The 24,965-nt window shown below is 52.8% G+C and carries 20 protein-coding genes and 1 pseudogene; 10 read left to right on the top strand and 11 right to left on the bottom strand.

All coding sequences use genetic code 11. The annotated features are described in order from the left end of the window. Nucleotides 1-146: 146 nt before the first annotated feature. Nucleotides 147-1,688: a methyl-accepting chemotaxis protein gene (locus AL515_RS13005; protein ID WP_061067931.1), complete on the bottom strand. Its 1,542-nt coding sequence runs from the start codon at nt 1,686-1,688 to the stop codon at nt 147-149. A gap of 530 nt (nt 1,689-2,218) precedes the next feature. Here AL515_RS13005 and AL515_RS13000 point away from each other — a divergent pair. The 6 genes and pseudogenes from AL515_RS13000 (at nt 2,219) to AL515_RS12970 (ending at nt 8,834) form a co-directional block, all read left to right on the top strand. After that, nucleotides 2,219-3,217: an MsnO8 family LLM class oxidoreductase gene (locus AL515_RS13000; RefSeq protein ID WP_061067930.1), complete on the top strand. Its 999-nt coding sequence runs from the start codon at nt 2,219-2,221 to the stop codon at nt 3,215-3,217. Continuing rightward, complete coding sequence (locus AL515_RS12995) at nt 3,217-4,338, top strand: amidohydrolase (RefSeq protein ID WP_061067929.1); 1,122 nt, start codon at nt 3,217-3,219, stop codon at nt 4,336-4,338. The genes AL515_RS13000 and AL515_RS12995 overlap by 1 nt, the downstream gene beginning before the upstream one ends. Nucleotides 4,339-4,362: 24 nt before the next feature. After that, a pseudogene (locus tag AL515_RS23610) lies at nt 4,363-6,621 on the top strand (NtaA/DmoA family FMN-dependent monooxygenase). A gap of 10 nt (nt 6,622-6,631) precedes the next feature. Further along, a complete protein-coding gene (locus AL515_RS12980) occupies nt 6,632-7,141 on the top strand; it encodes a GNAT family N-acetyltransferase (protein ID WP_061067926.1) in 510 nt (169 codons plus the stop codon). Nucleotides 7,142-7,150: 9 nt separating this feature from the next. Then, nucleotides 7,151-8,077 (top strand): amino acid ABC transporter permease, encoded by a 927-nt coding sequence (locus AL515_RS12975; protein WP_061067925.1) that lies wholly within the window; start codon nt 7,151-7,153, stop codon nt 8,075-8,077. Beyond that, entirely contained in the window at nt 8,061-8,834 is a 774-nt protein-coding gene (locus AL515_RS12970; protein ID WP_061067924.1) for an amino acid ABC transporter ATP-binding protein, read from the top strand. The genes AL515_RS12975 and AL515_RS12970 overlap by 17 nt, the downstream gene beginning before the upstream one ends. Before the next feature lie 45 nt (nt 8,835-8,879). Here AL515_RS12970 and AL515_RS12965 read toward each other — a convergent pair whose 3' ends face one another. Both AL515_RS12965 and AL515_RS12960 read right to left on the bottom strand, forming a co-directional pair. Beyond that, complete coding sequence (locus AL515_RS12965; protein WP_048211626.1) at nt 8,880-9,869, bottom strand: zinc-dependent alcohol dehydrogenase family protein; 990 nt, start codon at nt 9,867-9,869, stop codon at nt 8,880-8,882. Between the two features lie 89 nt (nt 9,870-9,958). Next, nucleotides 9,959-10,645, bottom strand: a complete 687-nt coding sequence (locus tag AL515_RS12960) for a LysR family transcriptional regulator (RefSeq protein ID WP_061067923.1) — start codon at nt 10,643-10,645, stop codon at nt 9,959-9,961. Nucleotides 10,646-10,765: 120 nt separating this feature from the next. Here AL515_RS12960 and AL515_RS12955 point away from each other — a divergent pair, with 120 nt between their 5' ends. Further along, nucleotides 10,766-11,383 carry a glutathione S-transferase family protein gene (locus AL515_RS12955; protein ID WP_061067922.1) on the top strand — a complete coding sequence of 206 codons (618 nt, stop codon included), beginning with the start codon at nt 10,766-10,768 and terminating at the stop codon, nt 11,381-11,383. Nucleotides 11,384-11,455: 72 nt separating this feature from the next. Here the strand turns inward: AL515_RS12955 and AL515_RS12950 are convergent, their stop codons facing one another. Next, complete coding sequence (locus AL515_RS12950) at nt 11,456-12,766, bottom strand: MFS transporter (protein ID WP_061067921.1); 1,311 nt, start codon at nt 12,764-12,766, stop codon at nt 11,456-11,458. A gap of 73 nt (nt 12,767-12,839) precedes the next feature. Next, nucleotides 12,840-14,036: an L-talarate/galactarate dehydratase gene (locus AL515_RS12945; protein ID WP_048211630.1), complete on the bottom strand. Its 1,197-nt coding sequence runs from the start codon at nt 14,034-14,036 to the stop codon at nt 12,840-12,842. A gap of 272 nt (nt 14,037-14,308) precedes the next feature. On the opposite strand from AL515_RS12945, the gene AL515_RS12940 reads away from it, so the two are divergent. Together AL515_RS12940 and pptA are read left to right on the top strand one after the other, a co-directional pair. Next, nucleotides 14,309-15,361 (top strand): LacI family DNA-binding transcriptional regulator, encoded by a 1,053-nt coding sequence (locus tag AL515_RS12940; RefSeq protein WP_442861303.1) that lies wholly within the window; start codon nt 14,309-14,311, stop codon nt 15,359-15,361. 34 nt (nt 15,362-15,395) lie between these two features. Continuing rightward, nucleotides 15,396-15,623 (top strand): tautomerase PptA, encoded by a 228-nt coding sequence (pptA, locus tag AL515_RS12935; RefSeq protein WP_061067919.1) that lies wholly within the window; start codon nt 15,396-15,398, stop codon nt 15,621-15,623. A gap of 28 nt (nt 15,624-15,651) precedes the next feature. On the opposite strand, the gene AL515_RS12930 is transcribed toward pptA, so the two are convergent. Continuing rightward, nucleotides 15,652-16,224 carry a flavin reductase family protein gene (locus tag AL515_RS12930; RefSeq protein ID WP_061067918.1) on the bottom strand — a complete coding sequence of 191 codons (573 nt, stop codon included), beginning with the start codon at nt 16,222-16,224 and terminating at the stop codon, nt 15,652-15,654. 158 nt (nt 16,225-16,382) lie between these two features. Here AL515_RS12930 and nhoA point away from each other — a divergent pair, with 158 nt between their 5' ends. Next, the gene (gene nhoA / locus AL515_RS12925) at nt 16,383-17,228 is read left to right on the top strand and encodes an N-hydroxyarylamine O-acetyltransferase (RefSeq protein WP_061067917.1); all 846 of its coding nucleotides are present in this window, start codon (nt 16,383-16,385) and stop codon (nt 17,226-17,228) included. 58 nt (nt 17,229-17,286) lie between these two features. On the opposite strand, the gene AL515_RS12920 is transcribed toward nhoA, so the two are convergent. The 5 genes from AL515_RS12920 to AL515_RS12900 all read right to left on the bottom strand — a co-directional run bounded on the left by AL515_RS12920 (nt 17,287) and on the right by AL515_RS12900 (nt 24,930). Then, entirely contained in the window at nt 17,287-18,180 is an 894-nt protein-coding gene (locus AL515_RS12920; RefSeq protein ID WP_061067916.1) for a PhzF family isomerase, read from the bottom strand. A gap of 96 nt (nt 18,181-18,276) precedes the next feature. Beyond that, on the bottom strand, nt 18,277-18,957 hold the full coding sequence (gene narI / locus AL515_RS12915; RefSeq protein ID WP_061067915.1) for a respiratory nitrate reductase subunit gamma: 681 nt from the start codon (nt 18,955-18,957) through the stop codon (nt 18,277-18,279). After that, nucleotides 18,954-19,649: a nitrate reductase molybdenum cofactor assembly chaperone gene (gene narW / locus AL515_RS12910; RefSeq protein WP_061067914.1), complete on the bottom strand. Its 696-nt coding sequence runs from the start codon at nt 19,647-19,649 to the stop codon at nt 18,954-18,956. Before narW ends, narI begins: the two co-directional genes overlap by 4 nt. Further along, a complete protein-coding gene (gene narH / locus AL515_RS12905) occupies nt 19,649-21,193 on the bottom strand; it encodes a nitrate reductase subunit beta (protein WP_061067913.1) in 1,545 nt (514 codons plus the stop codon). The genes narW and narH overlap by 1 nt, the downstream gene beginning before the upstream one ends. Then, the gene (locus AL515_RS12900) at nt 21,190-24,930 is read right to left on the bottom strand and encodes a nitrate reductase subunit alpha (protein ID WP_061067912.1); all 3,741 of its coding nucleotides are present in this window, start codon (nt 24,928-24,930) and stop codon (nt 21,190-21,192) included. Before AL515_RS12900 ends, narH begins: the two co-directional genes overlap by 4 nt. Between the last annotated feature and the right edge of the window lie 35 nt (nt 24,931-24,965).

Raw genomic sequence — 24,965 nt, 5'->3', positions numbered from 1 at the left:
GACGCAAAGCCTGGACACGGGGAAATGGGGTTTTTCTGTGGCCTGAATCGACGGGATGTGGACTCGATTCAGTAAAAATAGAGGCGGTGGGAAAATGCGAAGGAATGCGCTCATCCTGATCGTCAGCAGAATGAGCGCTGTTTGCCTTATACCGACACGCCAAAGACCTGCACGGCCTGCTGCAATCGCGATGAGCGCTGCGTTAAATCGGCAGTTGCGTCAGTGACACGCTCCACCATCTCGGCATTATTGTGCGTCATGGTACCAACACGCGAAATAGAATCATTAATCAGATCCAACGCCTGGGTTTGCTCCCGCGTTGCCAGACTAATGTCTTTAATCATCATCGACATCTGTAACACATCGCTGATCATTCCGGTGAGATGCGTTTCTGTTTGTTCAACCATTTTTACGCCGGTATTGACGTTAGCGACGTTCTTCTCGATAAGCTGTTTAATCTCTTTTGCCGCTGATGCAGAGTGTTGCGCAAGATTGCGCACCTCCGCGGCCACGACGGCAAAACCGCGCCCGGATTCTCCGGCACGCGCCGCCTCAACGGCCGCGTTGAGCGCCAGAATATTAGTCTGGAAGGCAATGCTATCAATTACGCCAATGATATCGACAATCTGACCATTATCACGAGAGATCGCCTGCATCATGGCGATAGTTTGTTTCATAATATCGCCGCCTTCAGCGGCATTGGTGCTGGTTTGGTCGGCCATCGTCATGGTATGTGCCGCCGTTTCTGCAGTTTGCTGCACTGCACTACCAATTTCTTCAATGGCGGCAGCGGTTTGCTGAAGGTCTGCGGATGTTTCTTCAGAACGCGTATGCAGCGCGGTACTTTCTTTAGAAACGCGTTGGCTGATGGCCTGAATTCCGGATATTTGCGTACTAACGTCATCAACCAGTGAATTTAGATTAAGTCCGGATTGATTAACCAGTCGCATTAACATGCCGATTTCATCTACGCGATTTAAATGGCAGTTATCGGGTTTTCGTCCGGATACGACTTTCTTCATTTGAGTCAATAGTGTATTAACTGGCTGACAAATTTGGCACTTAAGGTAAATGGCAAATAACAGAAATAACGCCAGTAAACCGCCGGATTGAATAAAATGATTTACGGGAGCGAAGATTAATAACAAAGAGAGCAGGGCAACGACTCCCAAAGCATAATTGACGCGTTGACTAATGCTCAACCATTTAAACATTGAAGTCCATGCCAATATGCCACGGCGAATGATAATACCCTTAAAAAGACGGAACCCGCTAAGTTGTTGATTATTTATTTTTTCATACAACTGCTCACTCTGAGATATTTCGTCTCGCGAAGGAACAGTACGCACTGAGATGTAACCCGTTAACTTTTCATTGTGCCAAACGGGCGTGACGTTGGCACGTACCCAGTAGTGGTCACCGTTTTGACGCCGGTTTTTCACCATTCCCGTCCAGCTGTCACCTTGCTGCAACGTGTACCACATGTCAGCAAACGCGGCTGGCGGCATATCCGGATGGCGAATAATATTATGTGGTTCACCCATTAATTGACTTTCGTTAAAACCACTGGCATCGATAAACGCGGAGTTTGCATAGGTAATATGACTCTCTTTATCTGTCGTCGATAGCAGCGTCGCTTTACCGTTAAGTGTGTGCTCAATTTGTGTAACGGGCATGTTACTTTTCATAAAGGCCCCATGATGGTATGTATAATTCATACAAAGATCCCCGTAATAATGCCAGGGGATATTAAAAAGCTGTTTTAAACCATTTTAATAAGAAACGCTGCATTCTCTACTAATCATCAGTTCTGTGAAAGTATTTAAAATAAAAAATTAATGCGTGGAACCTATGTCTCTTTCATAAAAATGAAACAATCAATACAAGCGCATAACACAGACAGGTGTTTAGTCTGACTTAAATTAAATTCATTACTGAACGCATGCGTAAAAATAAATCAAACGGAAAAGGATGTTGCCGTCTTTCCAGTATCAAGAAAAAACCTATTATATTTTGTAGTATGCAAATACAAGCCATTTTTTCTGCAGAGTGCCGCGTCCAAAACCGGAAGTTTGGTTCCTGTTGGTATGAACGTTATCCCTGATCGCTGCGGGGTTGGTTATCTGTTTTTTAGCTGAGCAAATGTGAATTAAATGTTTCTATATGGTTATTTTATAATTTAATAATACTGACATGTTAACAAATATAGGCCTGCAACATGTCATACCGCCTGAGTATTCTGGATAAAAGCCCCATCGGAGAAGGTGAAACTGCCGCAACCGCACTGACCCGTACGCTGCGCCTGGCACAACGCGCAGAAGAGTGGGGGTACCATCGTTTCTGGATCGCGGAACACCATAATACGCCACAGCTTGCCAGTCCATCGCCGGAGCTGGTGATCGCCTGGATACTGGGACAAACCCAGCGCATTCGCGTGGGTTCCGGCGGCGTCATGCTGCAACACTATAGCCCCTACAAAGTTGCGGAAAACTTTAATCTTCTGGCCTCACTGGCGCCGGGACGTGTCGATCTTGGGATTGGAAAAGCGCCAGGCGGCTTACCGCTGTCAACACAGGCACTGCAGTTGGGTCTTCATCAGGAAGAAAAAGGCAGTTTTGCCGACCAGCTTGCTCAACTGAACGCCTGGCTGGCGCTGACCGGGACAGAAAGCGGGCAGACAGTATTCCCGACACCGCTCCCGCCTGCGCCGCCGCAAAGATTTGTGCTGGGCGCGAGCGTAGAAAGTGCACGCCTGGCGGCAGAGTCTGACTGGAACTTTATTTTCGCGGCGCACCTGAACGGCGATAAAGCGTTACTGCATGAGGTGCTGAGCTTCTGGCAGGCCAACAGTTCACGTCCAACGATTGTCGCCGTACAGGTTATTGTGGCTGACAGCAGTGATATGGCTGCGCAACTGGCGGAAGATGTACAAATCTGGGGCGTCGAGTTGGAGGATGGGCAACGTGTCACCGTCGCCAGCGAAGAGCAGGCGCTGGCTTTCGCCGCGCAGGCGGGCAGCGCACCGCGAACAATCGCCCGGCGTGAGCAGGCGTTACTGCACGGGAGTGCCCAGGAGGTGGTGGCAACACTGCGCTCATTGCAGGTGCAATACGGTATTGATGAATTCATTATCGATACGCCGGTGGCCGAAGGTCAGGCGCGCCTGACATCGTTACGCCTGCTGGCGCAAGCCCATAGCACGATGGAGGTTGTCTGATGTCATTAGCCTCACAGCTTATCGACTGGCGTCGCGAGCTACATCAGCACCCGGAGCTATCCCTCCAGGAAGTGGCGACAACCGCGCGTATTCGTGACTGGTTGCATGCTGCAGATGTCACTTTATTGCCATTCAATTTGAAAACCGGAGTGGTTGCCGAAATCGGTCAGGGAGAAGATGTCATCGCTCTGCGGGCGGATATCGATGCGTTACCGATAGAAGAAAACACCGATGTGCCGTTTCGCTCTGTCACGCCGGGGGTGATGCATGCCTGCGGGCATGACGTCCATACCAGCGTCATGCTTGGTGCAGCACTGCTGCTTAAGCAGGAGGAAAACACACTACCCGGACGCGTGCGTATTTTGTTTCAGCCGGCAGAAGAAAATTTTGGTGGAGCTAAAACGCTGATCCGCGCCGGAGCGCTGCAAAACGTAGCGGCTATTTTCGGTATGCACAATGAGCCCGGTTTGCCGGTGGGCGAATTTGCCACACGCGGCGGTGCGTTCTATGCCAATGTCGATCGCTTTGTGCTGCGTATTACCGGAAAAGGTGCGCATGCGGCACGCCCACACGAGGGAAAAGATGCCATCCTCCTCGCCAGTCAACTGGTGACGGTATTACAAAGTGTCGCCAGCCGTGAGGTCAATACGCTGGATTCGGTGGTGCTTAGCGTCACCCGAATTCAGGGGGGAAATACATGGAACGTACTACCGGAATCCGTTGAGCTGGAAGGGACGCTTCGGACACATCGCGCAGAGGTGCAACAACAGGTTAAATCGCGGGTCAGTGATATTGTCGCTGGATTTGCCCACGCCTTTGGCGCACAGATCGATGTTATCTGGCACGCGGGGCCCACGGCCTTGGTCAATGACGCGCACTGGGCCGATATTGCGACCAAAGTAGCCAGACAATCCGGTTACACAACGCATCATGCCGACCTGCATATGGGCGGGGAGGATTTTGCCGTTTATTTGCAAAATACACCTGGTGCGTTTGTTAGCATCGGTAGTGCCAGTGAATACGGATTACATCATCCGGGATTTAATCCGGATGAACGGTTAATTGAACCTGCCGCACACTACTTTGCACATTTAGCAAAAACGGCATTCGCACACCTTTAATTTACCTGTTGGGTAGGGGTTACTATGGCTGAAAATCGGCAATTACGTCTGGGCACTATTTTGCATGGTGCCTCCGGGAATATGTCAGCATGGCGTCATCCGGCAGCACGTGCTGATGCCAGTATTAATTTTGATTTTGTCAAAGAGACGGCGCTTATTGCGGAGAAAGGGAAACTTGATTTTATTTTTGTCGCTGACGGTCTGTATATTAATGAAAAATCTATTCCACATTTCTTAAATCGCTTTGAGCCGCTGACGGTATTATCTGCGCTGGCAAGCATCACCCGTCATCTTGGTCTGGTGGGCACGGTTTCAACCTCTTATAGCGAGCCGTTTACTACTGCGCGACAGTTTGCCAGTCTGGACCATCTTAGCCAGGGCAGGGCCGGATGGAATGTGGTGACATCCCCGCTGGAAGGTTCGGCTAAAAACTATTCTCGCGCTCAGCATCCTGAGCATGCCCAGCGTTATCGTATTGCCGATGAATATTTACAGGTAGTGAAAGGACTGTGGGATTCCTGGGAAGACGATGCTTTTACCCGTGATAAAACAAGCGGGGCATTTTTTAATCCTCATAAACTGCACACGCTAAACCATCATGGAGATTATTTCCAGGTCGCCGGGCCATTAAATATTGGGCGTACGCCGCAAGGCCGTCCGATTATTTTTCAGGCAGGCGCATCACACGATGGGAAAAAATTAGCGGCGCAGCATGCGGACGCTATTTTCACCCATCAGGAATCGCTGTCTGAAGCCAAAGCATTTTATCAGGATGTCAAAAGTCGGCTTGAAGCTGTCGGACGTCATGTCGATGAGCTGCATATTTTCCAGGGCGTCAGCATTATTGTTGGCGACAGTGACGCTGACGTAGAGCAACAGTACCAGGCGACCGCTGCACTGGTGTCGATCACCGACGCGCTGAATTACCTGGGACGCTATTTTGAACATCACGATTTTAGCCAGTACCCGCTGGACGCACCGTTCCCGGATCTTGGCCCCCTCGGGGAAAACAGTTTTCGCAGTACCACTGACGAGATCAAGCGCAATGCGCGGGAACGGGGATTAACCCTGCGTCAGGTGGCGCTGGAAGCTGCCAGTCCACGTCCACGTTTTAGCGGAACGCCGGCACAGGTTGCTGATGGTCTGCAGCAGTGGTTCGAGGATAAAGCCGCCGACGGTTTCATCATTCAGGGGGGAACGCCAGATACCTTCCCACGGTTTGTCGAACAGGTTATTCCCGTGCTTCAGGCGCGCGGTTTATTTCGCCACGACTACCCCGGCACGACGCTGCGCGCAAGTCTGGGGCTGGCAACGCCTGCAAATCAATTCACACAATAAGAGAAAAACGCTATGCAGAAAAAATCACTACTTCTTGCGCTGTCACTGACTTTCAGCGCGACAGTCTGGGCAAATGACGTCACCATCAACGGTACCGGCGTAAGTCTGGAAGCTAATAAAACACCGATTAACACGGCCAAAAATCCACAGGCGATCGCGCAGTTACCCGCCAACCTGCATCTGGCTGTACCGGGTAAATTCACGGTCGCTATCGCCGGACTGAGCCAGCCGCCGCTGACTGTATTTGCCGATGATAATAAAACGCTCATCGGCAGTGAGGCAGATATCGCTCGCCTGGTTGCCGATAGCCTGGGGCTGGAGCTGAATGTCGTACCCACGTCATGGGAAGACTGGCCGCTGGGCGTAGCTTCCGGCAAATATGATGCCGCGATCAGCAATATTACCGTCACCAAAGCACGCAAAGAAAAATTCGATTTTGCGACGTATCGGAAAGATTCCCTTGGCTTTTACGTCAAAACCGGCAGCAAGCTGAAGAAAATAGAGCAGGCGGAAGATATTGCCGGTCTGCGTATCATCGTCGGCTCAGGGACGAACCAGGAAGCCATTCTGTTGGCGTGGAACGAAGAGAATCTGAAGAAAGGATTAAAACCGTTTACGCCGGTGTATACCAAAGATGATGCTGCTCAGACGTTAGCTCTACAGTCAGGTCGTGCAGATGCTTACTTTGGTCCGAATGTCATTGGGGCCTGGAAAGCTGCCCTCAACGGCAAAACGCAACTGGTGGGCAGCGTTGATGGCGGTTGGCCAAAAGCCGCACATATTGCCGTCACGCTGAAAAAAGATAGCGGTCTGGTGCTGCCGGTGCAAACAGCTCTCAACGGTGTGATCGGCAATGGCGACTATGACAAGGTGCTGAACCGCTGGGGGGAAGGGGTAGAACGTATCCCACAATCTGAAGTTAACCCGGCCGGTTTAGGCGACTAAGGAGGTCAATGTGAGCGATCAATTCCGCGTTGTCTCGCCCGAAGCCATTGAGCTACAGCCGATCCTCAGCGGACTGTTTGGTGAGTACGCCGCCCGCTATGGTGATTATTTTTCTCGTGATGCTGAAGTGGAGCTAACCGAATGGTATCTGGCTCCACAGGGGATCTTTGTGGTGCTGGAGCGCGACGGCGAAATTATCGCCACCGGGGCTTATAAACCCTATGACAAAGACACCGCTGAAATTAAGCGTATCTGGACTAAAAGCAGCCTGCGTAAGCAGGGGCTGGCAGCGTACGTGGTGCAGGAACTGGAGCGCCGGGCATTACTGGCGGGCTATAGCCGTATCTATCTGACCACGGGCTTTCGCCAGCCAGAGGCCGTCCGACTTTATTTGAGTCAGGGATACGATCCACAGTTCGATACCACTCGTAACCCAGAAGAGTACAGCCAGCCGCCCTTTGATGGGAGGCTGCGCTTCACCAAACTGTTGACTATCGCAGGTCAGGCCAAAATTGCCTGAGGAGAGAAGATGAAAACGACTGCAACCATCAAAGTCGTCCCGGCACGTTATCCGATGCGCACCGTAGGGGCGATTATTGCTCTGTTTGTGCTGGCGGCGATTATTCAGTCTGTCGCGTTTAATCCGCGCTGGGAATGGGGTGTGTTTGCCCGCTGGTTCTTCGACCCGGTTATCTTGTCTGGACTTGGGCAAACGCTGTTGTTGACGCTCATTGGGACATTACTGAGCGTGGTATTTGGTGGGTTGCTGGCGCTGGCCAGACTCTCATCATCCTGGCTGCTAAACAGCCTGGCGTGGGGATACATCTGGTTGTTTCGTTCACTCCCGTTGATTGTGGTGTTGATCATTTTGTACAACTTCTCCTATTTGTACGACACGCTGGCGATCGGCATACCCTTCACTGCTATCCAGTGGGGCAGCTTTGAGACTATTAATGTCCTTGGACAGTTTTCCACTGCAGTTGTTGGCCTGACGCTGGTGCAAAGTGCTTATACCGCAGAAATTATTCGCGGCGGGTTTCTTGGGGTTGATCATGGTCAGTACGAAGCCGCAGCCGCGCTGGGATTACCTGCCTGGCGCCGCACGCTGCGCATAATCCTGCCACAGGCGTTACGCACCATTTTGCCCGCCGGGTTCAATGAAATTATCAGCCTGGCGAAAGGTACGGCGATGGTTTATGTGCTGGCGATGCCGGAACTGTTCTACACCATCCAGATGATCTACAACCGCACCCAGGAAGTGATTCCGCTGCTGATGGTTGGAGCCGTGTGGTATCTGGTGATCACCAGCGTTTTGTCATTAATTCAGCATCTGGTTGAACGCGCGCTGGCACGCAGTGAAAGACGATCCGCTATTAACACCGCCAGGGTGAGTCGCTCGGCTAAACGTCGTCGCCTGGTTCCACAGCAGGAGGCTATCCATGTCCCACTCGCCTGAAGGTCATATTTCCATTACCGGCGTCAGCAAATATTTTGGTCGCCATAAGGCGCTGGATAACGTATCGCTGGAGATCCCACCCGGTACGGTCACGGTCATTCTCGGGCCTTCCGGTTCAGGTAAATCAACGCTATTGCGGGCGATTAATCATCTGGAGCGTGTCGATGAGGGGTTTATTCAGATTGACGGTGATTATATTGGCTATCGCCTTCAGGGAGACCGGTTGTATGAACTAAAAGAGGCAGAAATCCTGCGCCAGCGCATTAATGTGGGCTACGTATTTCAGAACTTTAACCTGTTCCCGCATTTAACGGTGCTGGAGAACCTGATTGAAGCGCCAATAGCCCACGGGCTGGCATCGCGTAAAGCCGCTACCGAACGGGCATTAACTCTGCTTGATGCGGTTGGGCTGCGAAATAAAGCCGATGCCTGGTCGCGTCACTTGTCCGGCGGACAGCAGCAGCGAATCGCCATTGCCCGCGCGCTGGCGTTAAATCCGCGCGTGATGCTGTTTGATGAGCCGACGTCCGCACTCGATCCTGAACTGGTGGGCGAAGTGCTGGATGTGATTAAGTCACTGGCACAGTCGGGAACCACGCTGGTGGTGGTGACGCATGAAATCGGTTTTGCCCGGGAGGTGGCCGATCAGGTGGTATTTATGGTTGACGGCAAAATCGTCGAGCAGGGTAGCAGCGAACAGGTGCTAAATTATCCGCGCCACACGCGCACGCAGCAGTTTTTGTCGAAAGTTCTGTAAATACGCGGAAAAAATGTTGCGGCACAAGGCTGTGCCGCACAGCGATTACAGGGTAACGACGATTTTGCCTACCTGACCGTTGGCCTCCATATACTGGTGGGCCTTCGCGATGTCATCAAACGCAAAGGTTTTATCAATCAGTGGCTTGAGTTGTCCCGATTGCAATCCTTCAAAGATGAAACGTTTAGCTCGTGCCAGTTTTTCAGCATCAGTGGTGATTTCGAAAAGCTCATAGCCGCGGAAGGTCAGATGACGGCCAAGGATCTCAATCACCGGGATCGACAGATCGCGACCGTCCAGCGAACCGTACTGGAAAAATAACCCTCCGGCGGGCATTACCTGGGCTATTTTCGCCACACCGGGGCCGCCGACCGGGTCGAAGACCACGCGGGTACCTTTGCCATCGGTTATACGATTAATTTCCACGACCAGATCCTGCTCCTGACTGGCGATAACCTCTGCCGCGCCAAGTTGTAGAAGCTGGGCGCGCTTCTCACTGGTGCGCGTCATCGCAATCGGTTTTGCCCCGAGCATATTGGCTATCTGTATCGCTGCCAGCCCGACACTGCTGGACGCGGCATTGATCAGCACGTTATCGCCAGGCCCGATATTGGCATATTCGACCAGCGCGCCAAAAGCCGTCACATACATCATCCAACTGGCGGCGGCCTCGGCAAAGCTCAGGTTTTCAGGATGTTTGACGACCGCATGAACAGGCGCATTGACGATTTCGCCATACATACCGTACTCATGAAAGCTGAATGCCGGAATGACGCTCACGCTATCGCCTGGTGCGAACTCGTGCACATTGTCACCGACGGCTTCAACAATGCCGGAGGCTTCATAGCCCAGGCGAGCAGGAAAATTGGGTTGGTAAATATACTGTCCGGTACGGTACATAATTTCCGCCCGGTTAATACCTATTGCGCGAACGCGGATCTGAACATCGTTTGCAAGCGGAGCCGGGGTCTGAATATCCTGAATATTCAGCACATCAGCGCCACCTGTTTGATTGAAAACCACGACTTTAGACATAGCGGACCTCGGTAAATTGTTCTGACTTGAGTCCGCACAATGTATCGGTTCCGGTGGGGGCGAAAAACCGCCGTTATGGAACTTCACTATTACTCAGATTGTAATAATCCCTGCAGGCGCGGTTTTTGCTCGTTAAAAAGCGCACACAGCCAGTCAATAAACACCCGCACGCGCGGGGCAAGATGACGTTCGCTAAAGAAGTTGAGTGCCTGATGCTGAGCCAAATCATCCGGTGTCTGTGGGATGCCCCGTATAGCCAGATAATCTGCGGACGCACAGGTCACCATTTTTACCTCGCCAAGTCGTCGGGATATCAGCGAGGAGTCCTGCAACTCGCCAATGCGGATCATGCAGTCGATCCCCTCCGCAAGCAGATCAATTTTGCGGTCAGTGGAGGTGAGTACAATCTCAATGTCCGGATAGCGTGACTGAAAGTCGCTTAGCGCAGGGACTATAATCGAGTGAGCCAACGACAGTGGAGCATTGATCCTGAGCTTTCCACGTGGAGGCCGTGTCGGTGAGAAAGAGGCCATGATGTCATCCACGTCACCAAGCAGTACTTTGGTTCGTTGGTAAAATGCGTCACCTTCTTCGGTCAGGGTAACCTTCCGCGTCGTTCGGTTCAGGAGTTTCGTCCCCAGATCGTCCTCAAGATGCTGAATTGCTTTGGTCACCGCGGGGCGGTGCAGGTGCAGCACATCGGCAGCTTTGGCGAATCCCCCTTGCTCCACGACCTGCACAAAAATGCTCATGTATTCAAACATACTGGAACGCATCTCTTACTCTCCTGGTGTTCGCTCTGGCACGGATATTGTTATTATGAGAGTAATAATGATGACTGCATAGACACGCGAATGCTGCTCTACACTTAGGGTTTTAACATTGAGGGTTGCAGCATGATGAAAGTCTATGGGGTACCGGGCTGGGGATCGGCCATCAGTGAAGTGATGCTCACACTGGCGGAGATCCCTTACACGTTTATTAATGTGGGCGGCTTTGACAGTGACGGCCCTTCGCGGGAGTTACTTAAAAAAATGAATCCGCTGTGCCAGATTCCAACGCTCAGGATGGAAAATGGCGACATTATGACGGAAACGGCGGCTATTGCGCTGATGATTCTTGATCGCAGGCCCGATCTGGCCCCGCCTGTCGGACATGTGGAACGTCAACAATTTCAGCGCCTGCTGATATGGCTGGTGGCAAATGTCTATCCCACGTTTGCTTATGCTGATTATCCCGAACGCTGGACGCCAGATGCTCCGGCGCAGTTGAAAAAGAACTGTATTGAGTACCGTAAATCGCTTTATATGTGGCTGAACGACCAGCTAAGCGCCGAACCGTACGCGTTTGGCGATCAGCTCACGTTGCTGGACGTTTATATTGCCGTTATGCGCACCTGGGGGCCTGGACATGACTGGTTCCAGGATAATACGCCTAATATTAGCGCCATCGCGGACGCGGTTTGTCAAATCCCGCGGCTGCGTACTGTCCTGAAAAACAATAAGATTATTTGAATAAAAAAACGCTGTTCCGCAGGAGTGCAATTCCCGGAACAGCGGGCGAACTATCATCGCCATAAGTTTAAATTACGCAGCAGAAGGCGTCAGCGTAATACGATCCAACGGACCCACGATAAACAGATAAGAAATCAGGCCAATCAGCCCCATCGAGCCGACGTACAGAATGGCGTAATCAAATGACTGGGTATTTGCCAGAATCACACCGATCACCAGCGGCGTAATGATACTTGCCATATTGCCGCACATATTGAATACGCCGCCTGCAATGCCAAGCACTTCTTTTGGCGAGGTATCGCTGAGAACGCACCATCCCAGATTGCCAAAGCCTTTGGCGAAAAACGCCAGGCTCATCGCGGCGATAACCACAAACTCTGACGAGGTGTAATTCGCGATAACGATGACGCAGGAAAGTAGCATTCCACAGATCACCGGCAGCTTACGGGCAATCGTCAAGCTGTAGCCGCGTTTTAGTAGCCAGTCGGAGAACACGCCGCCTAATAATCCACCGATAAAACCGGCAATGGCAGGGATACTGGCGACAAATCCCACTTTGAGGATCGACATTCCTTTAGCCTGATACAGATAGGTAGGAAACCAGGTCAGGAAGAACCAGGTAATTGACGTCACGCAGAACTGTCCGATATAAACGCCAATCATCATGCGATTGACGCAGACGCTCTTAATTTGCGTAAAGGTAATTTTCTGCGGCTCTTTTTTATTGCCCAGCGACGGTTCGCCACCGCCTTCCCGGATATAGTCAATTTCATGTTGGTTTACCTTCGGATGATGCATGGGATCCCTGACTTTGACCAGCCAGAAGATGCCAAGAATAACGCCAATAGCCCCGATATAATAAAAAACAAAGTGCCAGCTCAGATTATGCAAAATAATCGTCATGAGCGGCGTAATAATCCCTAGCGAGATATATTGCGCGGCCTGATAAACTGAAGTGACAAAGCCTCGTTCGTTATTCGGAAACCACTGCACGCTTAATCGGCTGTTGGCCGGAAAGGCCGGAGCTTCAATGGCACCCATCAGTAATCGTAAGATAATCAATACGACAAGCGGGCTGGCGTACAGATAAATGGTGCCCTGGAACATGGTCACCAGCGACCAGCCAATCAGGGCGCAGCCGTATACCAGACGAGAACCATAGCGATCCAGTAGCCAGCCGCCGGGCAGTTGCATAATGACATAAGAAATACCGAAAGCAGAAAAGGCCAGCCCCATTGCTTCAGGATCAAAACCTAATTCTTTGCTCATTATTGGAGCCACCACGGATAACGTCGCGCGATCGGCGTAATTAAATACGGTAGCAAGAAACAGAAATATCAAAATGCCGTAACGCACTTTTGTGCGCTTTATTATTGTGTTCATCACCCACTCCTTTCATAAGGTTGAGAGCGTTTCTGTAGGGAAGAGGGCGGGTATTACTTACCCGCCAAATAAATTAAGGACGTTTACCAAACTCGCAGGTTAATTGCGTCCAGCGGCGCGCTTGTTCGCTGATGCTGAACCCCAGACCGTGACGGTCAGATATCCACATCCGCCCATCGCGCAGCTCAAGCTGTTCATTAAATAGCGGATTCAGCCATTCGAAATGTTCCAGCCATGGCTCAAGCGGATAAGCGGCGGACAAATGCAGGTGAACTTCCATGGCGAAGTGGGGTGCCAGTTTTCGTCCGTGTTTTGCCGCCAGATCCATAATTTTAAGGAACGGTGAAATCCCGCCCACACGCGGCGCATCGGGTTGGACAAAATCGCTGGCATTGCCGAGGATCAGCTGTTCATGTTCGCGGAAGCTGGTCAACATCTCACCGGTAGCAATCGGGGTATCCAGCGCGGCAGCCAGTTGGGCGTGACCTTCAACATCGTAGGCATCCAGCGGCTCTTCAATCCAGATCAGATTGAACTGCTCCATTTTACGTCCCATACGGATGGCGGTTTCCCGGTCCCACTGCTGATTGGCATCGACCATCAGCGGGAAATCATCACCCAGCGCTTCACGCACCGCGGTTAAGCGGCGAATATCTTCGGCGCAGTTTGGTTGACCGACCTTGAGTTTGATGCCGCCAATACCGTTTTCACGGGAAATAACCACGTTTTTAAGCACCTGATCCAGCGGCGTATGCAGGAATCCGCCGGAGGTGTTGTAGCATTGTACGGAGTCACGATGCGCGCCAAGCAGTTTTGCCAGCGGCAATCCTGCACGCTTGGCCTTCATATCCCATAAAGCGATATCGATAGGGGAGATGGCCTGAACCGCCATGCCGCTGCGCCCGACGGAAGCGCCAGCCCACAACAGCTTGGTATAGATCTTGTCAATATCGTTTGGATCTTCACCTAACAGGTTATCGGCAATTTCTTTGGCATGCGCGTAGATTCCCTGGCCGCCAGCCCGCTTGGAGTAACTAAATCCCACGCCTTCAAACCCGTCACGGCTGCGGATCTCGGCGATGATTATGGCGACTTCGGTTAGTGGTTTCTGACGACCAGTCAGCACTTTGGCATCGCTTACCGGTGTTGCCAGGGGAAGGAAAGCGAGGGATAGCTTAACCCATTCGATACGGTCGCCGGTTTCTGCCGCGGTTTTTGCATTGGCCGATTTGGCATAGGTTACGGCATCGGAATTAGCACTTAAAGACATCTTATTCTCTCCTGGTGATTAATAAATGATTGCGCTATCATTTTTAATGTTAGCGCAATCACTGCACCAGCGAATTGATTGCGATTTGAACAATTGCTCACAAATACGAAGATAAAAGGGCGATAACTTGTATGCAGCATCACATTCCAATACTTTATGGGGAAATGCACAAATCTTTATGATATCGCTATCATTTTGCTCAGGGATGACTATCTAAGCTGCTGTTTTCCCAGTGTTATCACAGAGCCATGCTAGCAATAGCCGAAATCATGATGAATAATGCCAGGATAAATCAGCGATTTTTGACAAGGGCATCGACAGTGAAAAACGCCAGACCTCCGCGAGCACCCACGCTGGAAGATGTGGCCCGTACCGCGGGATTGTCACCCATGACGGTGAGCAGGGCGCTAAATACTCCGCAGTTGGTGCGCCCGAAAACGGTGGAAAAAGTGATGCAGGCGGTACGCGCCACCGGCTACATTCCCAACGCGCTGGCCGGGGGGCTGGCGTCGCGTCGCAGCAAGCTTATCGCCGTGGTTGTTCCGCAAATTAACAACAATATGTTTGTCGATACCATTCAGTCATTAAGCGATGAACTGGCCGAACGCGGATACCACATCTTGCTCTGCGTATCAGGTTACACGCCGCAAACAGAGGCTGAGCTGGTGGCGACGCTGCTTTCTCGCCGCCCGGATGGCGTCGTGCTCACCGGTATCCATCATACCGCCGGGATGAAAAAGGTGATTCTTAATGCGGCCATTCCGGTTGTGGAGATCTGGGATTTAACGCCAACCCCCATTGATATGCTGGTCGGGTTTTCGCACGAAAAAGTCGGTCAGGCGGTAGCAGACTACTTGCTGAAAAAAGGTTATCGCCGTCCTGGTTTGCTATGGACAGCCGATCGCCGGGCAGGCCAGCGTAAACAAGGGCTGTGCGATGCGCTGAGTCGTCATGGTATTGCGGCTGACGCACAGATAGATGTCCCGCTTCCGGCCTCTCTGGCATTGGGGCGCAGTGGATTAGCTCAGCTATTGGCTGAAGGTGCGTGCGATGTCATTGTCTGTAGCTCAGATACCTTAGCCCAGGGGGCGATTATGGAAGCCGAAAGCCGTGGTTTACGCGTGCCGCAGGAGCTAGCGGTAATCGGTTTTGGCGATCTTGATTTTGCCGCCAGTAACCGGCCTGCTATCACCACAATCAGCGTCGACCGACGGGCCATTGGACAACGCGCTGCCTCGCTGCTTGCCGATCGTATCGAACAAATTCCACGTGAAGACGATATTATTGATGTCGGATTTCACCTGGTTGAACGAGAGTCCGCATAAGTTACCTGCATCCCAAAACAATAAGGAATCTGCTATGCCGCACGTCGATATCAAATGCTTTCCTCGCGCCCTTACCAACGAACAAAAAACCGCGCTGGCGGCGGATATTACCGAGGTCATTATTCGTCATTTGCAAAGCAAAGACAGCTCGGTCAGCGTGGCGCTGAATGAAATTGAGCCCGAGGCGTGGCAGGGCGTGTGGAATGCGGAAATCGCACCGCAGATGGACACATTGATTAAAAAACCCGGCTACAGCATGTGAACGAGAACGGGCGATTATTGCGCCCGTATTATTCAGCCGCTGTTATACGTTTCCCGCTGGTGACAAACGTTCCGGCACCAAGGTGGTGCAAGGTATTGAGTTTGCCATCATCAAACTGCCAGCGTCCTTGCACAAATACCCGCTCATCGGCAGCGGCAGAAACCACTTCGCCAAACAAGGTATCATATTTGTCCTGAGCCGCTGTGGCAGGAAGCAGGCGGCATTCCATCCAGGCGAGACACTTGGCTTCTATTAGCGGTAATCCCAATACCGGGCCGTTGACCACCGGAATACCGTAGCAGTTGAACTTATCTTCTATTCGACCAGAAACACTCCCCACGGCATAGGTCCAGTTGATCGCGGCAACCCCTGGAATAACAATACCAAATTGCCCGCTACGCTCAATCAGTTCACGCGACCAGGCGGTCTTGTCGACAACAATGGCCACCCTCGGCGGATCAAATTCCACGGGCATTGACCACGCGGCCGCCATCACATTACGCCGTTCTGTATTCGCGTCACGACTGGTTATCAAAATGGTGGGGCCGTGATTAAGCAGTCGGCTGGCGTGTTGTAATTCAACCGGACGAAAATGACTCATAGTGACTCCTCGGCAGAATAAAAATGACATCACAATAAACATAGATAGTAACGGGATTAGCGATTTTGTCGCCTCACCGGGGTGAACAGCGCACAAAAGCGACGGCGTAAAATTAAAAATGCGTTATAAGTACAACATTCAACAAACAGGAATCCCGTATGACGCCTTTTTTAAACGCTTATTTTGCCCGTATTGGCTGGTCAGATGCGCCCAACGCCGACATTGAAACGTTGAGAGCGCTACACTTACTGCATAACGGTGCCATACCCTTTGAAAATCTTGATGTGCTGCTGCCGCGTGAAATACAGCTTGACGATCTGTCCCTTGAAGAGAAGTTGGTCACTGCCCGCCGCGGTGGCTATTGCTTTGAACAAAATGGTGTATTTGAACGGGCGCTACGCGAAATCGGCTTTACCGTACGCAGTTTACTGGGACGCGTGGTATTGGCTAATCCGTCAAGTCTGCCGCCGCGTACACATCGCCTGTTACTGGTTGAATTACAGGGTGAACAGTGGATCGCTGACGTTGGCTTCGGCGGACAAACGCTGACGGCTCCCATTCGTCTGCAGGCTGATCTTGAACAGCAAACGCCGCACGGCGACTATCGGTTGATTCAGGAGGGGGAAGACTGGATCCTGCAGTTCCGCCATCACGATCACTGGCAATCAATGTACCGTTTTGACCTGGTCGTTCAACATCACAGCGATTATCTGATGGGTAACTTCTGGTCCGCGCACTGGCCGCAGTCGCATTTCCGCCACCATCTGCTGATGTGTCGTCATTTACCTGACGGCGGCAAGCTGACGTTGACCAATTTCCACTTTACCCATTATCAGGACGGTCACGCGATAGAGCAGATTAATCTGCCTGACGTCGCCAGCCTGTATACGCTGTTGCAGGAACGGTTTGGACTGGGCGTGGATGACGCGAAGCATGGGTTTACCCTGGATGAGCTGGCGACAGTCATGGCGGCGTTTGATACACATCCGGAGGCGGGAAAATAGGGGCATCAGAATTAATGCCGGATGCGGCGTAATCGCCTTATCCGGCCTACCTGAAGATTTAAAAATCGATCGCCCATTCGGCGTGAAACAGGATCACAGCAGAGCCGGAAATCGTTACTTTCTCTGGCTGGTTATCACGGATAGTCACTGTCACATCAACAATACCGTCACGCCCGAGCGCGCGACCCTGGTGGCCCTGAACATGCAACGTTTTGCCATTATGAGCCATCAGGTTATGGTGTACCAGCCACGCGCCCATTGGACCATTCGCGTTGCCGGTGACCGGATCTTCCACAATACCAATAGCTGGCGAGAACATGCGGCCATCGGTGGCGTTTTCGTCCTTGCGAATTTGAAAAGGGAAGAACCCGTTACAGCCAATTTGCTGGCTGATAGCGGTCAGGGCAGGCAAATCAGGGGAAAGGGCGTCGATGTCCACCTCAGGCTTCAGCGCAATCATCACTTTAGAGTGTCCGGTGGTGGCAACCTGAATGGGTAATCCGGGCAACATATCGTCTTCGCTCAGGTGCAGCGCATCGATTATTGCGGCACGTACAGCACCTTCCAGCGGAGCTTCGAATCCAGGTACGCCTTGTTCAAGGCTGATGTGATAGTCATTGTCACTCGCTTCAATATCGATCCGATGACGACCGGCGAGCGAGGTTTGCCAGACGGTGCTGTTGCCCAGACCCAGCACGTTGGCGCGCACATAATGTGCGGCGACGGTAGCGTGTCCACAGATAGGAACTTCGACCGTCGGCGTGAAATAACGAATGCGAACATCGCTGTCGTCACTGGTCAGTAGAAAAGCCGTTTCCGAATGGCGCAGCTCGCGAGCAATGAGCTGCATCTGGGCGTCACTCAGTCCGTCAGCATGCAACACCACACCCGCTGAATTGCCGCGAAAGGGTACTGAGGTAAAGGCATCGACGTGATAAACCTGTGGTTTCATTAGCGTTCTCCTGGAATGGAGAAGCATCATAACGTACAAGAAGCGGGATAGCGATGTTGCCCGGTAAGCGCACGCGCTACCGGGCAGCAGAGGAAATTAGCGGCGCGAACGCACTATCTGATAACGGCGGGTAAAGTACTCAAACGGCGCACTCCACACGTGAACCAGGCGGGTGAACGGGAACAGCAGGAAAATGGTCATCCCCAGCACCAGATGCACACGGAAAATCCACGCCACGCCATCCAGATGCGCAGACGCACCGCCCTGGAAGGTCACCACCGACTGCGCCCAACCGACCAGTTTTAGCATTTCACTGCCGTCAGGATGCTGTGCAGAGAACGTGATGGTGGTTAAGCCGAGGATACACTGAATCAACAGAACGCAGAGGATCAGAATATCGGCGGTAGAAGATGTCGCACGAATACGCGGGTTGGTCAGACGGCGCACCAGCAAACCTGCGCCACCAACCAGCGTCAGCACGCCACAAAGCCCGCCGGCAATCATCGCCATCTGCTGTTTTACCGCAATCGGCAGAAACCAGGCATACATCCAGTGCGGCGTTAACATGCCAAACAGGTGACCGAAAAATATCCCCAGAATGCCGATATGGAATAAGTTTGACCACAACACCATACCGCGTTTGTCCAGCATCTGGCTGGAAGAAGCGCGCCATGTGTATTGCCCGTAGTCGTAGCGTAGCCAACTGCCGAGGATAAACACCGTACCGCACAGGTACGGATAGATATCGTAAAAAAAGACGTTCAGGTACTGTATCATTTCGGGCCTCCCGCGCTGACGTCGACATACTGAGGTGCCACGTCCTGGCTAAAGCGTCGTTGATAGTTTTGTAACGGTGAACTGTCACAGGTGGTGGCGTTATCCTCGATAAACTTCACCTGTTCCTCCTCCCAGACCGCATCCAGCGCCTGACGGGTATCGTCGCGGGTTTCCGTGCCAACCTGTTTAGTGACACTGTCACTTGACAGAGGGCTTCCGGCAAGCTGCAATAGGGCATCAAACAGTTGATACCACGGTGTATCGCGCTGCTTCAAACGCCCACCCAGCAACGCCAGAATCGGTGCGATGTTCTGCAGTCCTTCTTTGGCCTCCGCTTCCGGTAACACGCTTAAGTACTCAAGATATAACGGCAGGTGATCCGGCAGTTCACGACAGTTAAGCTGCAGCCCGACCTTTTCGTACTGCGCCAACAGATCGACCATCGCCTGACCACGGTCGCGGGACTCGGCGTGCACGTGTTCAAACAACAGCAGAGAGGTGGCCCGGCCCCGGTCAAAGATTTCGCACCATTCAGCTTGTTTATCCAGTAACGGCGCATTGAGCAGTTCCTGGCTAAAATCGCTCAGCATTGGAGCATCGCTGGCCACAAGCGCCAGCGCGTCATCTTTGCACTCCCATAGCAGCTCGTCGGGGTATTCCATCAGCAGGCCGATAACCTTGAGGATTTGCATTATTGACCCTCCGCTTTATCGCGTACTTCGGTGATATCGATAGCGTCAATGCGGCTACTGTTAAACAAATTGAACTTAGTGTCCGAGCCGTGACAGCCGTCGCCGAAGGTAAAGCCGCAGCCGTTTTTCTCCGGGAAGGCATCACGCGCCATTTCACGATGGCTGGTTGGGATCACAAAGCGGTCTTCATAGTTGGCGATGGCCAGATAGCGGTACATCTCCTCAACCTGTTCAACGCTCAGACCCACTTCCTCAATCGCGCGAGTATCCGTAACACCTTCTACGGTTTGCGAACGCATATAGTGGCGCATGGCCATCATCCGCTTGAGCGCCCTCAGTACCGGGCCGGTATCGCCCGCGCTAAGCATATTGGCGAGGTACTGTACCGGAATGCGCAGCGACTCAACCGCAGGCAAAATGTTGCCATTGTGCGGCAGTCCGCCCGCGTCAGCGACTGACTGAATCGGTGACAACGGCGGCACGTACCAGACCATCGGCAGGGTGCGGTATTCCGGATGCAGTGGTAGCGCCAGCTTCCAGTCCATCGCCATTTTGTAAACCGGTGAACGTTGGGCCGCTTCGATGACGTTGTGCGGAATACCCTGTTTAAGCGCTTCTTCAATCACCGCCGGATCGTGCGGGTTAAGGAACACATCGCACTGACGCTCGTAGAGATCGGTTTCATGCTCGGTGCTCGCTGCTTCCTCGATACGGTCGGCGTCGTACAGCAATACCCCGAGATAACGGATACGCCCAACGCAGGTTTCTGAACACACCGTCGGCTGGCCGGACTCAATACGCGGGTAGCAGAAAATACACTTCTCTGACTTACCGCTCTTCCAGTTAAAGTAGATTTTTTTGTACGGACAGCCACTGATGCACAAGCGCCAACCGCGACATTTGTCCTGGTCGATCAGCACAATGCCGTCTTCTTCACGCTTATAAATAGCACCGCTCGGGCAGGTGGCGACACAGCTTGGGTTCAGGCAGTGTTCGCACAGGCGCGGTAAATACATCATGAAAGTGTTTTCAAACTGACCGTACATCTCCTTTTGCATCTTCTCAAAGTTACGGTCGCGGGCCCGTTTTGAGAATTCACCGCCAAGCAGTTCTTCCCAGTTGGGGCCCCAGATAATCTTGTCCATCCGTTTCCCATCAATCAGCGAGCGCGGACGCGCGGTGGGCTGATTCTTGCTCTCCGGCGCGCTATGCAGATGCTGATAATCGTAGGTAAACGGTTCATAGTAATCATCGATTTGCGGGATCACCGGATTGGCGAAAATTTTGGTGATCACGCCCATCTTGCCGCCGAGGCGCGGTCTGATCTTGCCGTTGACATCGCGAACCCAGCCGCCTTGCCACTCTTCCTGATCTTCCCAGTTTTTTGGATAACCAATGCCCGGTTTAGTCTCGACGTTGTTAAACCACGCATATTCCATCCCTTCACGCCCGGTCCAGACGTTTTTACAGGTGACGGAGCAGGTGTGGCAGCCGATGCACTTATCCAGATTCAGAACCATGCCTACCTGTGAGCGTATTTTCATTTTTTCGCCTCCTGTACCTGATCGCGACCTTCATCATCCAGCCAGTTAATGTTTTTCATTTTTCTAATCATGATGAACTCATCGCGGTTAGAGCCGACCGTCCCGTAATAGTTGAAGCTGTATGCCAGTTGCGCATAGCCGCCGATCATGTGCGTGGGTTTCGGGCAGACGCGGGTGACCGAGTTATGGATCCCGCCACGCATCCCGGTGACTTCGGAGCCAGGGATATTCATGATTCGCTCCTGGGCGTGATACATCATGGTCATTCCCGGCGGCACGCGTTGACTCACCACTGCACGCGCGGTGAGCGCGCCGTTGGCATTGAAAGCTTCGATCCAGTCGTTGTCTTCAATACCTAACTCCTTAGCATCAGTTTCACTGATCCAGACAATCGGCCCGCCACGCGACAGCGTCAGCATCAGCAGGTTTTCACTGTAGGTAGAGTGGATGCCCCATTTCTGGTGCGGCGTCAGGAAGTTGAGTGCTTTCTCCGGGAAGCCGTTAGGCGGAACCTCGCGCATTTCACTGACGCTGCGGGTATCGATAGGCGGACGATACGCCACCAGACTTTCACCGAAGGCGCGCATCCACGCGTGATCCTGATACAGCTGTTGGCGACCGGACAGAGTGCGCCATGGGATCAGTTCGTGGACGTTGGTATAGCCTGCGTTATAGGAGACATGTTCGCTTTCAAGGCCGGACCAGGTCGGACTGGAGATGATTTTGCGCGGCTGCGCCTGGATATCGCGAAAACGAATCTTTTCGTCTTCTTTGTTCAACGCCAGATGCGTATGGTCGCGACCGGTCATCGCCCCCAGCGCTTCCCAGGCTTTCACCGCCACCTGACCGTTGGTTTCCGGCGCCAGGGCGAGGATCACCTCAGAAGCATCCAGTGCGGTGTCGATCAGCGGGCGGCCTTTCGCCGGGCCTTCGCGTTTGGTGTAGTTCAGCTTGCCGAGGAAATCGACCTCCGCCTGGGTATTCCACGCAATGCCTTTCCCGCCGTTGCCGAGTTTGTCCATGAGTGGACCGAGCGAAGTGAAACGTTCCCAGGTGGCGGGGTAATCACGTTCCACAACGGCAATATTCGGCGCTGTTTTACCCGGCAGGAGATCGCATTCGCCTTTGCGCCAGTCCAGAATGTCAAACGGCTGCGCCAGCTCTGCCGGGGAGTCGTGTTGCAGCGGTTGTAATACAACATCCGTCTCTTGCCCAAGGTGCCCCACACATACCTCGGAGAACACTTTGGCGATGCCTTTATAAATTTCCCAGTCGCTTTTTGACTCCCAGGCAGGATCGACTGCAGCCGACAGCGGGTGAATAAACGGATGCATATCCGAGGTATTCATATCGTCTTTTTCATACCAGGTGGCGGTAGGTAACACGATATCGGAGAACAGACACGTACTGGACATACGGAAGTCGAGCGTCACCAGCAGATCGAGCTTGCCTTCAATCGCCGCCGACTGCCATTCAACCTCTTCAGGTTTAATACCGTCGCTTGAACCGAGCGCTTCTCCCTGGAGCCTGCTTTCGGTACCCAGCAGATATTTGAGCATGTATTCATGCCCTTTACCGGAGGAGCCGAGCAGGTTAGAGCGCCAGACGAACAGGTTGCGTGGATGGTTTTTGCCGCTATCCGGCTGCTCGCAGGCAAAACGAATATCACCCGATTTCAGCGCTTGCGCGGTGTATTCCACCGGAGACATTCCCGCTTGTTCTGCCTTTGCTTTGACAGTCAGTGGGTTGAGATTTAGCTGCGGGGCAGACGGTAGCCAGCCCATCCGTTCAGCACGTACGTTAAAGTCAATCAAATGTCCGCTAAACTTCGACGCATCGGCCAGCGGAGAGAGGAGTTCTTGCGCGGTGAGTTTTTCATAACGCCACTGACTGGAGTGGTTGTAGAAAAACGAGGTGCTGTTCATCTGACGCGGTGGGCGGTTCCAGTCCAGCGCAAAGGCCAGCGGCAACCAGCCGGTTTGCGGACGCAGTTTCTCCTGACCCACATAGTGCGCCCAGCCGCCGCCGCTTTGTCCCACGCAACCACAGAACACGAGGATGTTAATCATCCCGCGGTAGTTCATGTCCATGTGATACCAGTGGTTAACGCCAGCCCCGAGGATGATCATCGAACGGCCATGCGTTTTGTGCGCGGTATCGGCAAACTCACGGGCGATTTGTTCGATATGACGGCGTGGCACGCCGGTAATTTGCTCACCCCAGGCCGGGGTGTAGGCTTTTACTTCGCTGTAATCTTGTGCGCTATGAACATCATCCAGACCACGGTCGAGGCCGTAATTCGCCAGCACCAGATCATAGACGCTCACCACCGGACAAACGCTGCCATCTGCGAGGGTGAGACGTTTTACCGGCAATTGTCGAATCAGCACCGGCTCCTGCTTCACGCTGCGAAAATGTGGGTTTTCGTTGCCGCCGAAATAGGGGAATGCCACGCCGGTCACGTCATCATGCTGACCAAGCAGCGAGAGGGAAAGCTCTGTTTCAGCGCCAGCCGCCAGCGATTCGAGATTCCATTTGCCTTTTTCGCCCCAGCGAAAACCAATCGAACCGTTCGGGACAACCAGTTCGCCTGCGCGGTTGAAAGCCACCGTTTTCCACTCCGGATTGTTGCTTTCGCCCAGGCCATCAACCAGGTCTGAAGCGCGCATCATGCGTCCAGGTACGTAGCTGCCATCTTCGCGGGCATCCAGCAGCACCAGCATTGGCATGTCGGTATAGCGGCGACAGTAATTGAGGAAGTAATCGCTGGGATTATCGAGGTGGAACTCTTTCAGGATGACGTGGCCCATTGCCATCGCCAGCGCGCTGTCAGTACCTTGTTTGGGTGCCAGCCACTGGTCACAGAGTTTGGCGACTTCCGAGTAATCCGGCGTAATGGCAATCGTCTTGGTGCCTTTGTAGCGTACTTCCGTGAAGAAGTGGGCGTCCGGGGTACGGGTCTGTGGCACGTTAGACCCCCAGGCGATGATATAGCTGGAGTTATACCAGTCGGCTGACTCCGGAACGTCGGTCTGCTCACCCCAGGTCATGGGTGACGCAGGCGGTAAATCGCAGTACCAGTCATAGAAGCTCAGGCAGGTTCCGCCCAGAAGTGAGAGATAGCGCGTACCCGCCGCGTAGGAAACCATCGACATGGCGGGAATGGGCGAGAATCCGGCCACGCGGTCCGGGCCATAGGTTTTTACCGTCCAGACGTTGGCAGCAGCAATCAGTTGATTAAGCTCTTTCCAGTTGGAACGGATAAACCCGCCGCGCCCGCGCACCTGTTTGTAGCTCTGGCACTTCTGCGGGTCGTTCATGATCGATTCCCAGGCAAGCACCGGATCGGGCTGGCGGGACAGGGCGTCACGCCACAGCTCGATGAGACGTTTACGCACCAGCGGATATTTCAGGCGGTTGGCGCTGTACAGATACCAGGAATAGCTGGCACCACGCGGGCAGCCGCGTGGCTCATGATTTGGCAAGTCAGGACGGGTTCGCGGGTAGTCAGTTTGCTGTGTTTCCCAGGTCACCAGTCCGTTTTTAACGTAGATTTTCCAGCTGCATGAGCCGGTACAGTTCACGCCGTGGGTAGAGCGCACAATTTTGTCGAACTGCCAGCGCTGACGATAGCTGTCTTCCCAGTCCCGGTTGGTGTGCATCACTTGCCCGTGCCCCTCGGCAAATGTCTCACCCTTTTGTTTAAAGTAGCGAAAGCGATCTAACAGTTTACTCATGACATAACTCCTGCTTCGAATAACGTTGCCTGCAC

This window comes from Citrobacter sp. FDAARGOS_156, from assembly GCF_001559235.2.
GTDB classification, from domain to species: Bacteria; Pseudomonadota; Gammaproteobacteria; order Enterobacterales; family Enterobacteriaceae; genus Citrobacter; species Citrobacter youngae.
Note: the sequence above shows the minus strand (reverse complement) of the source record. Positions and strands in the feature narration are given on the sequence as shown.

What these genes read in the sequence shown, in the direction of transcription:
- AL515_RS13005 (WP_061067931.1), bottom strand. Translation starts at nt 1,688, where the DNA reads ATGAAAAGTAACATGCCCGTTACACAAATTGAGCACACACTTAACGGT.
- AL515_RS13000 (WP_061067930.1), top strand. Translation starts at nt 2,219, where the DNA reads ATGTCATACCGCCTGAGTATTCTGGATAAAAGCCCCATCGGAGAAGGT.
- AL515_RS12995 (WP_061067929.1), top strand. Translation starts at nt 3,217, where the DNA reads ATGTCATTAGCCTCACAGCTTATCGACTGGCGTCGCGAGCTACATCAG.
- AL515_RS12975 (WP_061067925.1), top strand. Translation starts at nt 7,151, where the DNA reads ATGAAAACGACTGCAACCATCAAAGTCGTCCCGGCACGTTATCCGATG.
- AL515_RS12970 (WP_061067924.1), top strand. Translation starts at nt 8,061, where the DNA reads ATGTCCCACTCGCCTGAAGGTCATATTTCCATTACCGGCGTCAGCAAA.
- AL515_RS12965 (WP_048211626.1), bottom strand. Translation starts at nt 9,869, where the DNA reads ATGTCTAAAGTCGTGGTTTTCAATCAAACAGGTGGCGCTGATGTGCTG.
- AL515_RS12960 (WP_061067923.1), bottom strand. Translation starts at nt 10,645, where the DNA reads ATGCGTTCCAGTATGTTTGAATACATGAGCATTTTTGTGCAGGTCGTG.
- AL515_RS12955 (WP_061067922.1), top strand. Translation starts at nt 10,766, where the DNA reads ATGATGAAAGTCTATGGGGTACCGGGCTGGGGATCGGCCATCAGTGAA.
- AL515_RS12950 (WP_061067921.1), bottom strand. Translation starts at nt 12,766, where the DNA reads ATGAACACAATAATAAAGCGCACAAAAGTGCGTTACGGCATTTTGATA.
- AL515_RS12945 (WP_048211630.1), bottom strand. Translation starts at nt 14,036, where the DNA reads ATGTCTTTAAGTGCTAATTCCGATGCCGTAACCTATGCCAAATCGGCC.
- AL515_RS12940 (WP_442861303.1), top strand. Translation starts at nt 14,309, where the DNA reads ATGAATAATGCCAGGATAAATCAGCGATTTTTGACAAGGGCATCGACA.
- pptA (WP_061067919.1), top strand. Translation starts at nt 15,396, where the DNA reads ATGCCGCACGTCGATATCAAATGCTTTCCTCGCGCCCTTACCAACGAA.
- AL515_RS12930 (WP_061067918.1), bottom strand. Translation starts at nt 16,224, where the DNA reads ATGAGTCATTTTCGTCCGGTTGAATTACAACACGCCAGCCGACTGCTT.
- nhoA (WP_061067917.1), top strand. Translation starts at nt 16,383, where the DNA reads ATGACGCCTTTTTTAAACGCTTATTTTGCCCGTATTGGCTGGTCAGAT.
- AL515_RS12920 (WP_061067916.1), bottom strand. Translation starts at nt 18,180, where the DNA reads ATGAAACCACAGGTTTATCACGTCGATGCCTTTACCTCAGTACCCTTT.
- narI (WP_061067915.1), bottom strand. Translation starts at nt 18,957, where the DNA reads ATGATACAGTACCTGAACGTCTTTTTTTACGATATCTATCCGTACCTG.
- narW (WP_061067914.1), bottom strand. Translation starts at nt 19,649, where the DNA reads ATGCAAATCCTCAAGGTTATCGGCCTGCTGATGGAATACCCCGACGAG.
- narH (WP_061067913.1), bottom strand. Translation starts at nt 21,193, where the DNA reads ATGAAAATACGCTCACAGGTAGGCATGGTTCTGAATCTGGATAAGTGC.
- AL515_RS12900 (WP_061067912.1), bottom strand. Translation starts at nt 24,930, where the DNA reads ATGAGTAAACTGTTAGATCGCTTTCGCTACTTTAAACAAAAGGGTGAG.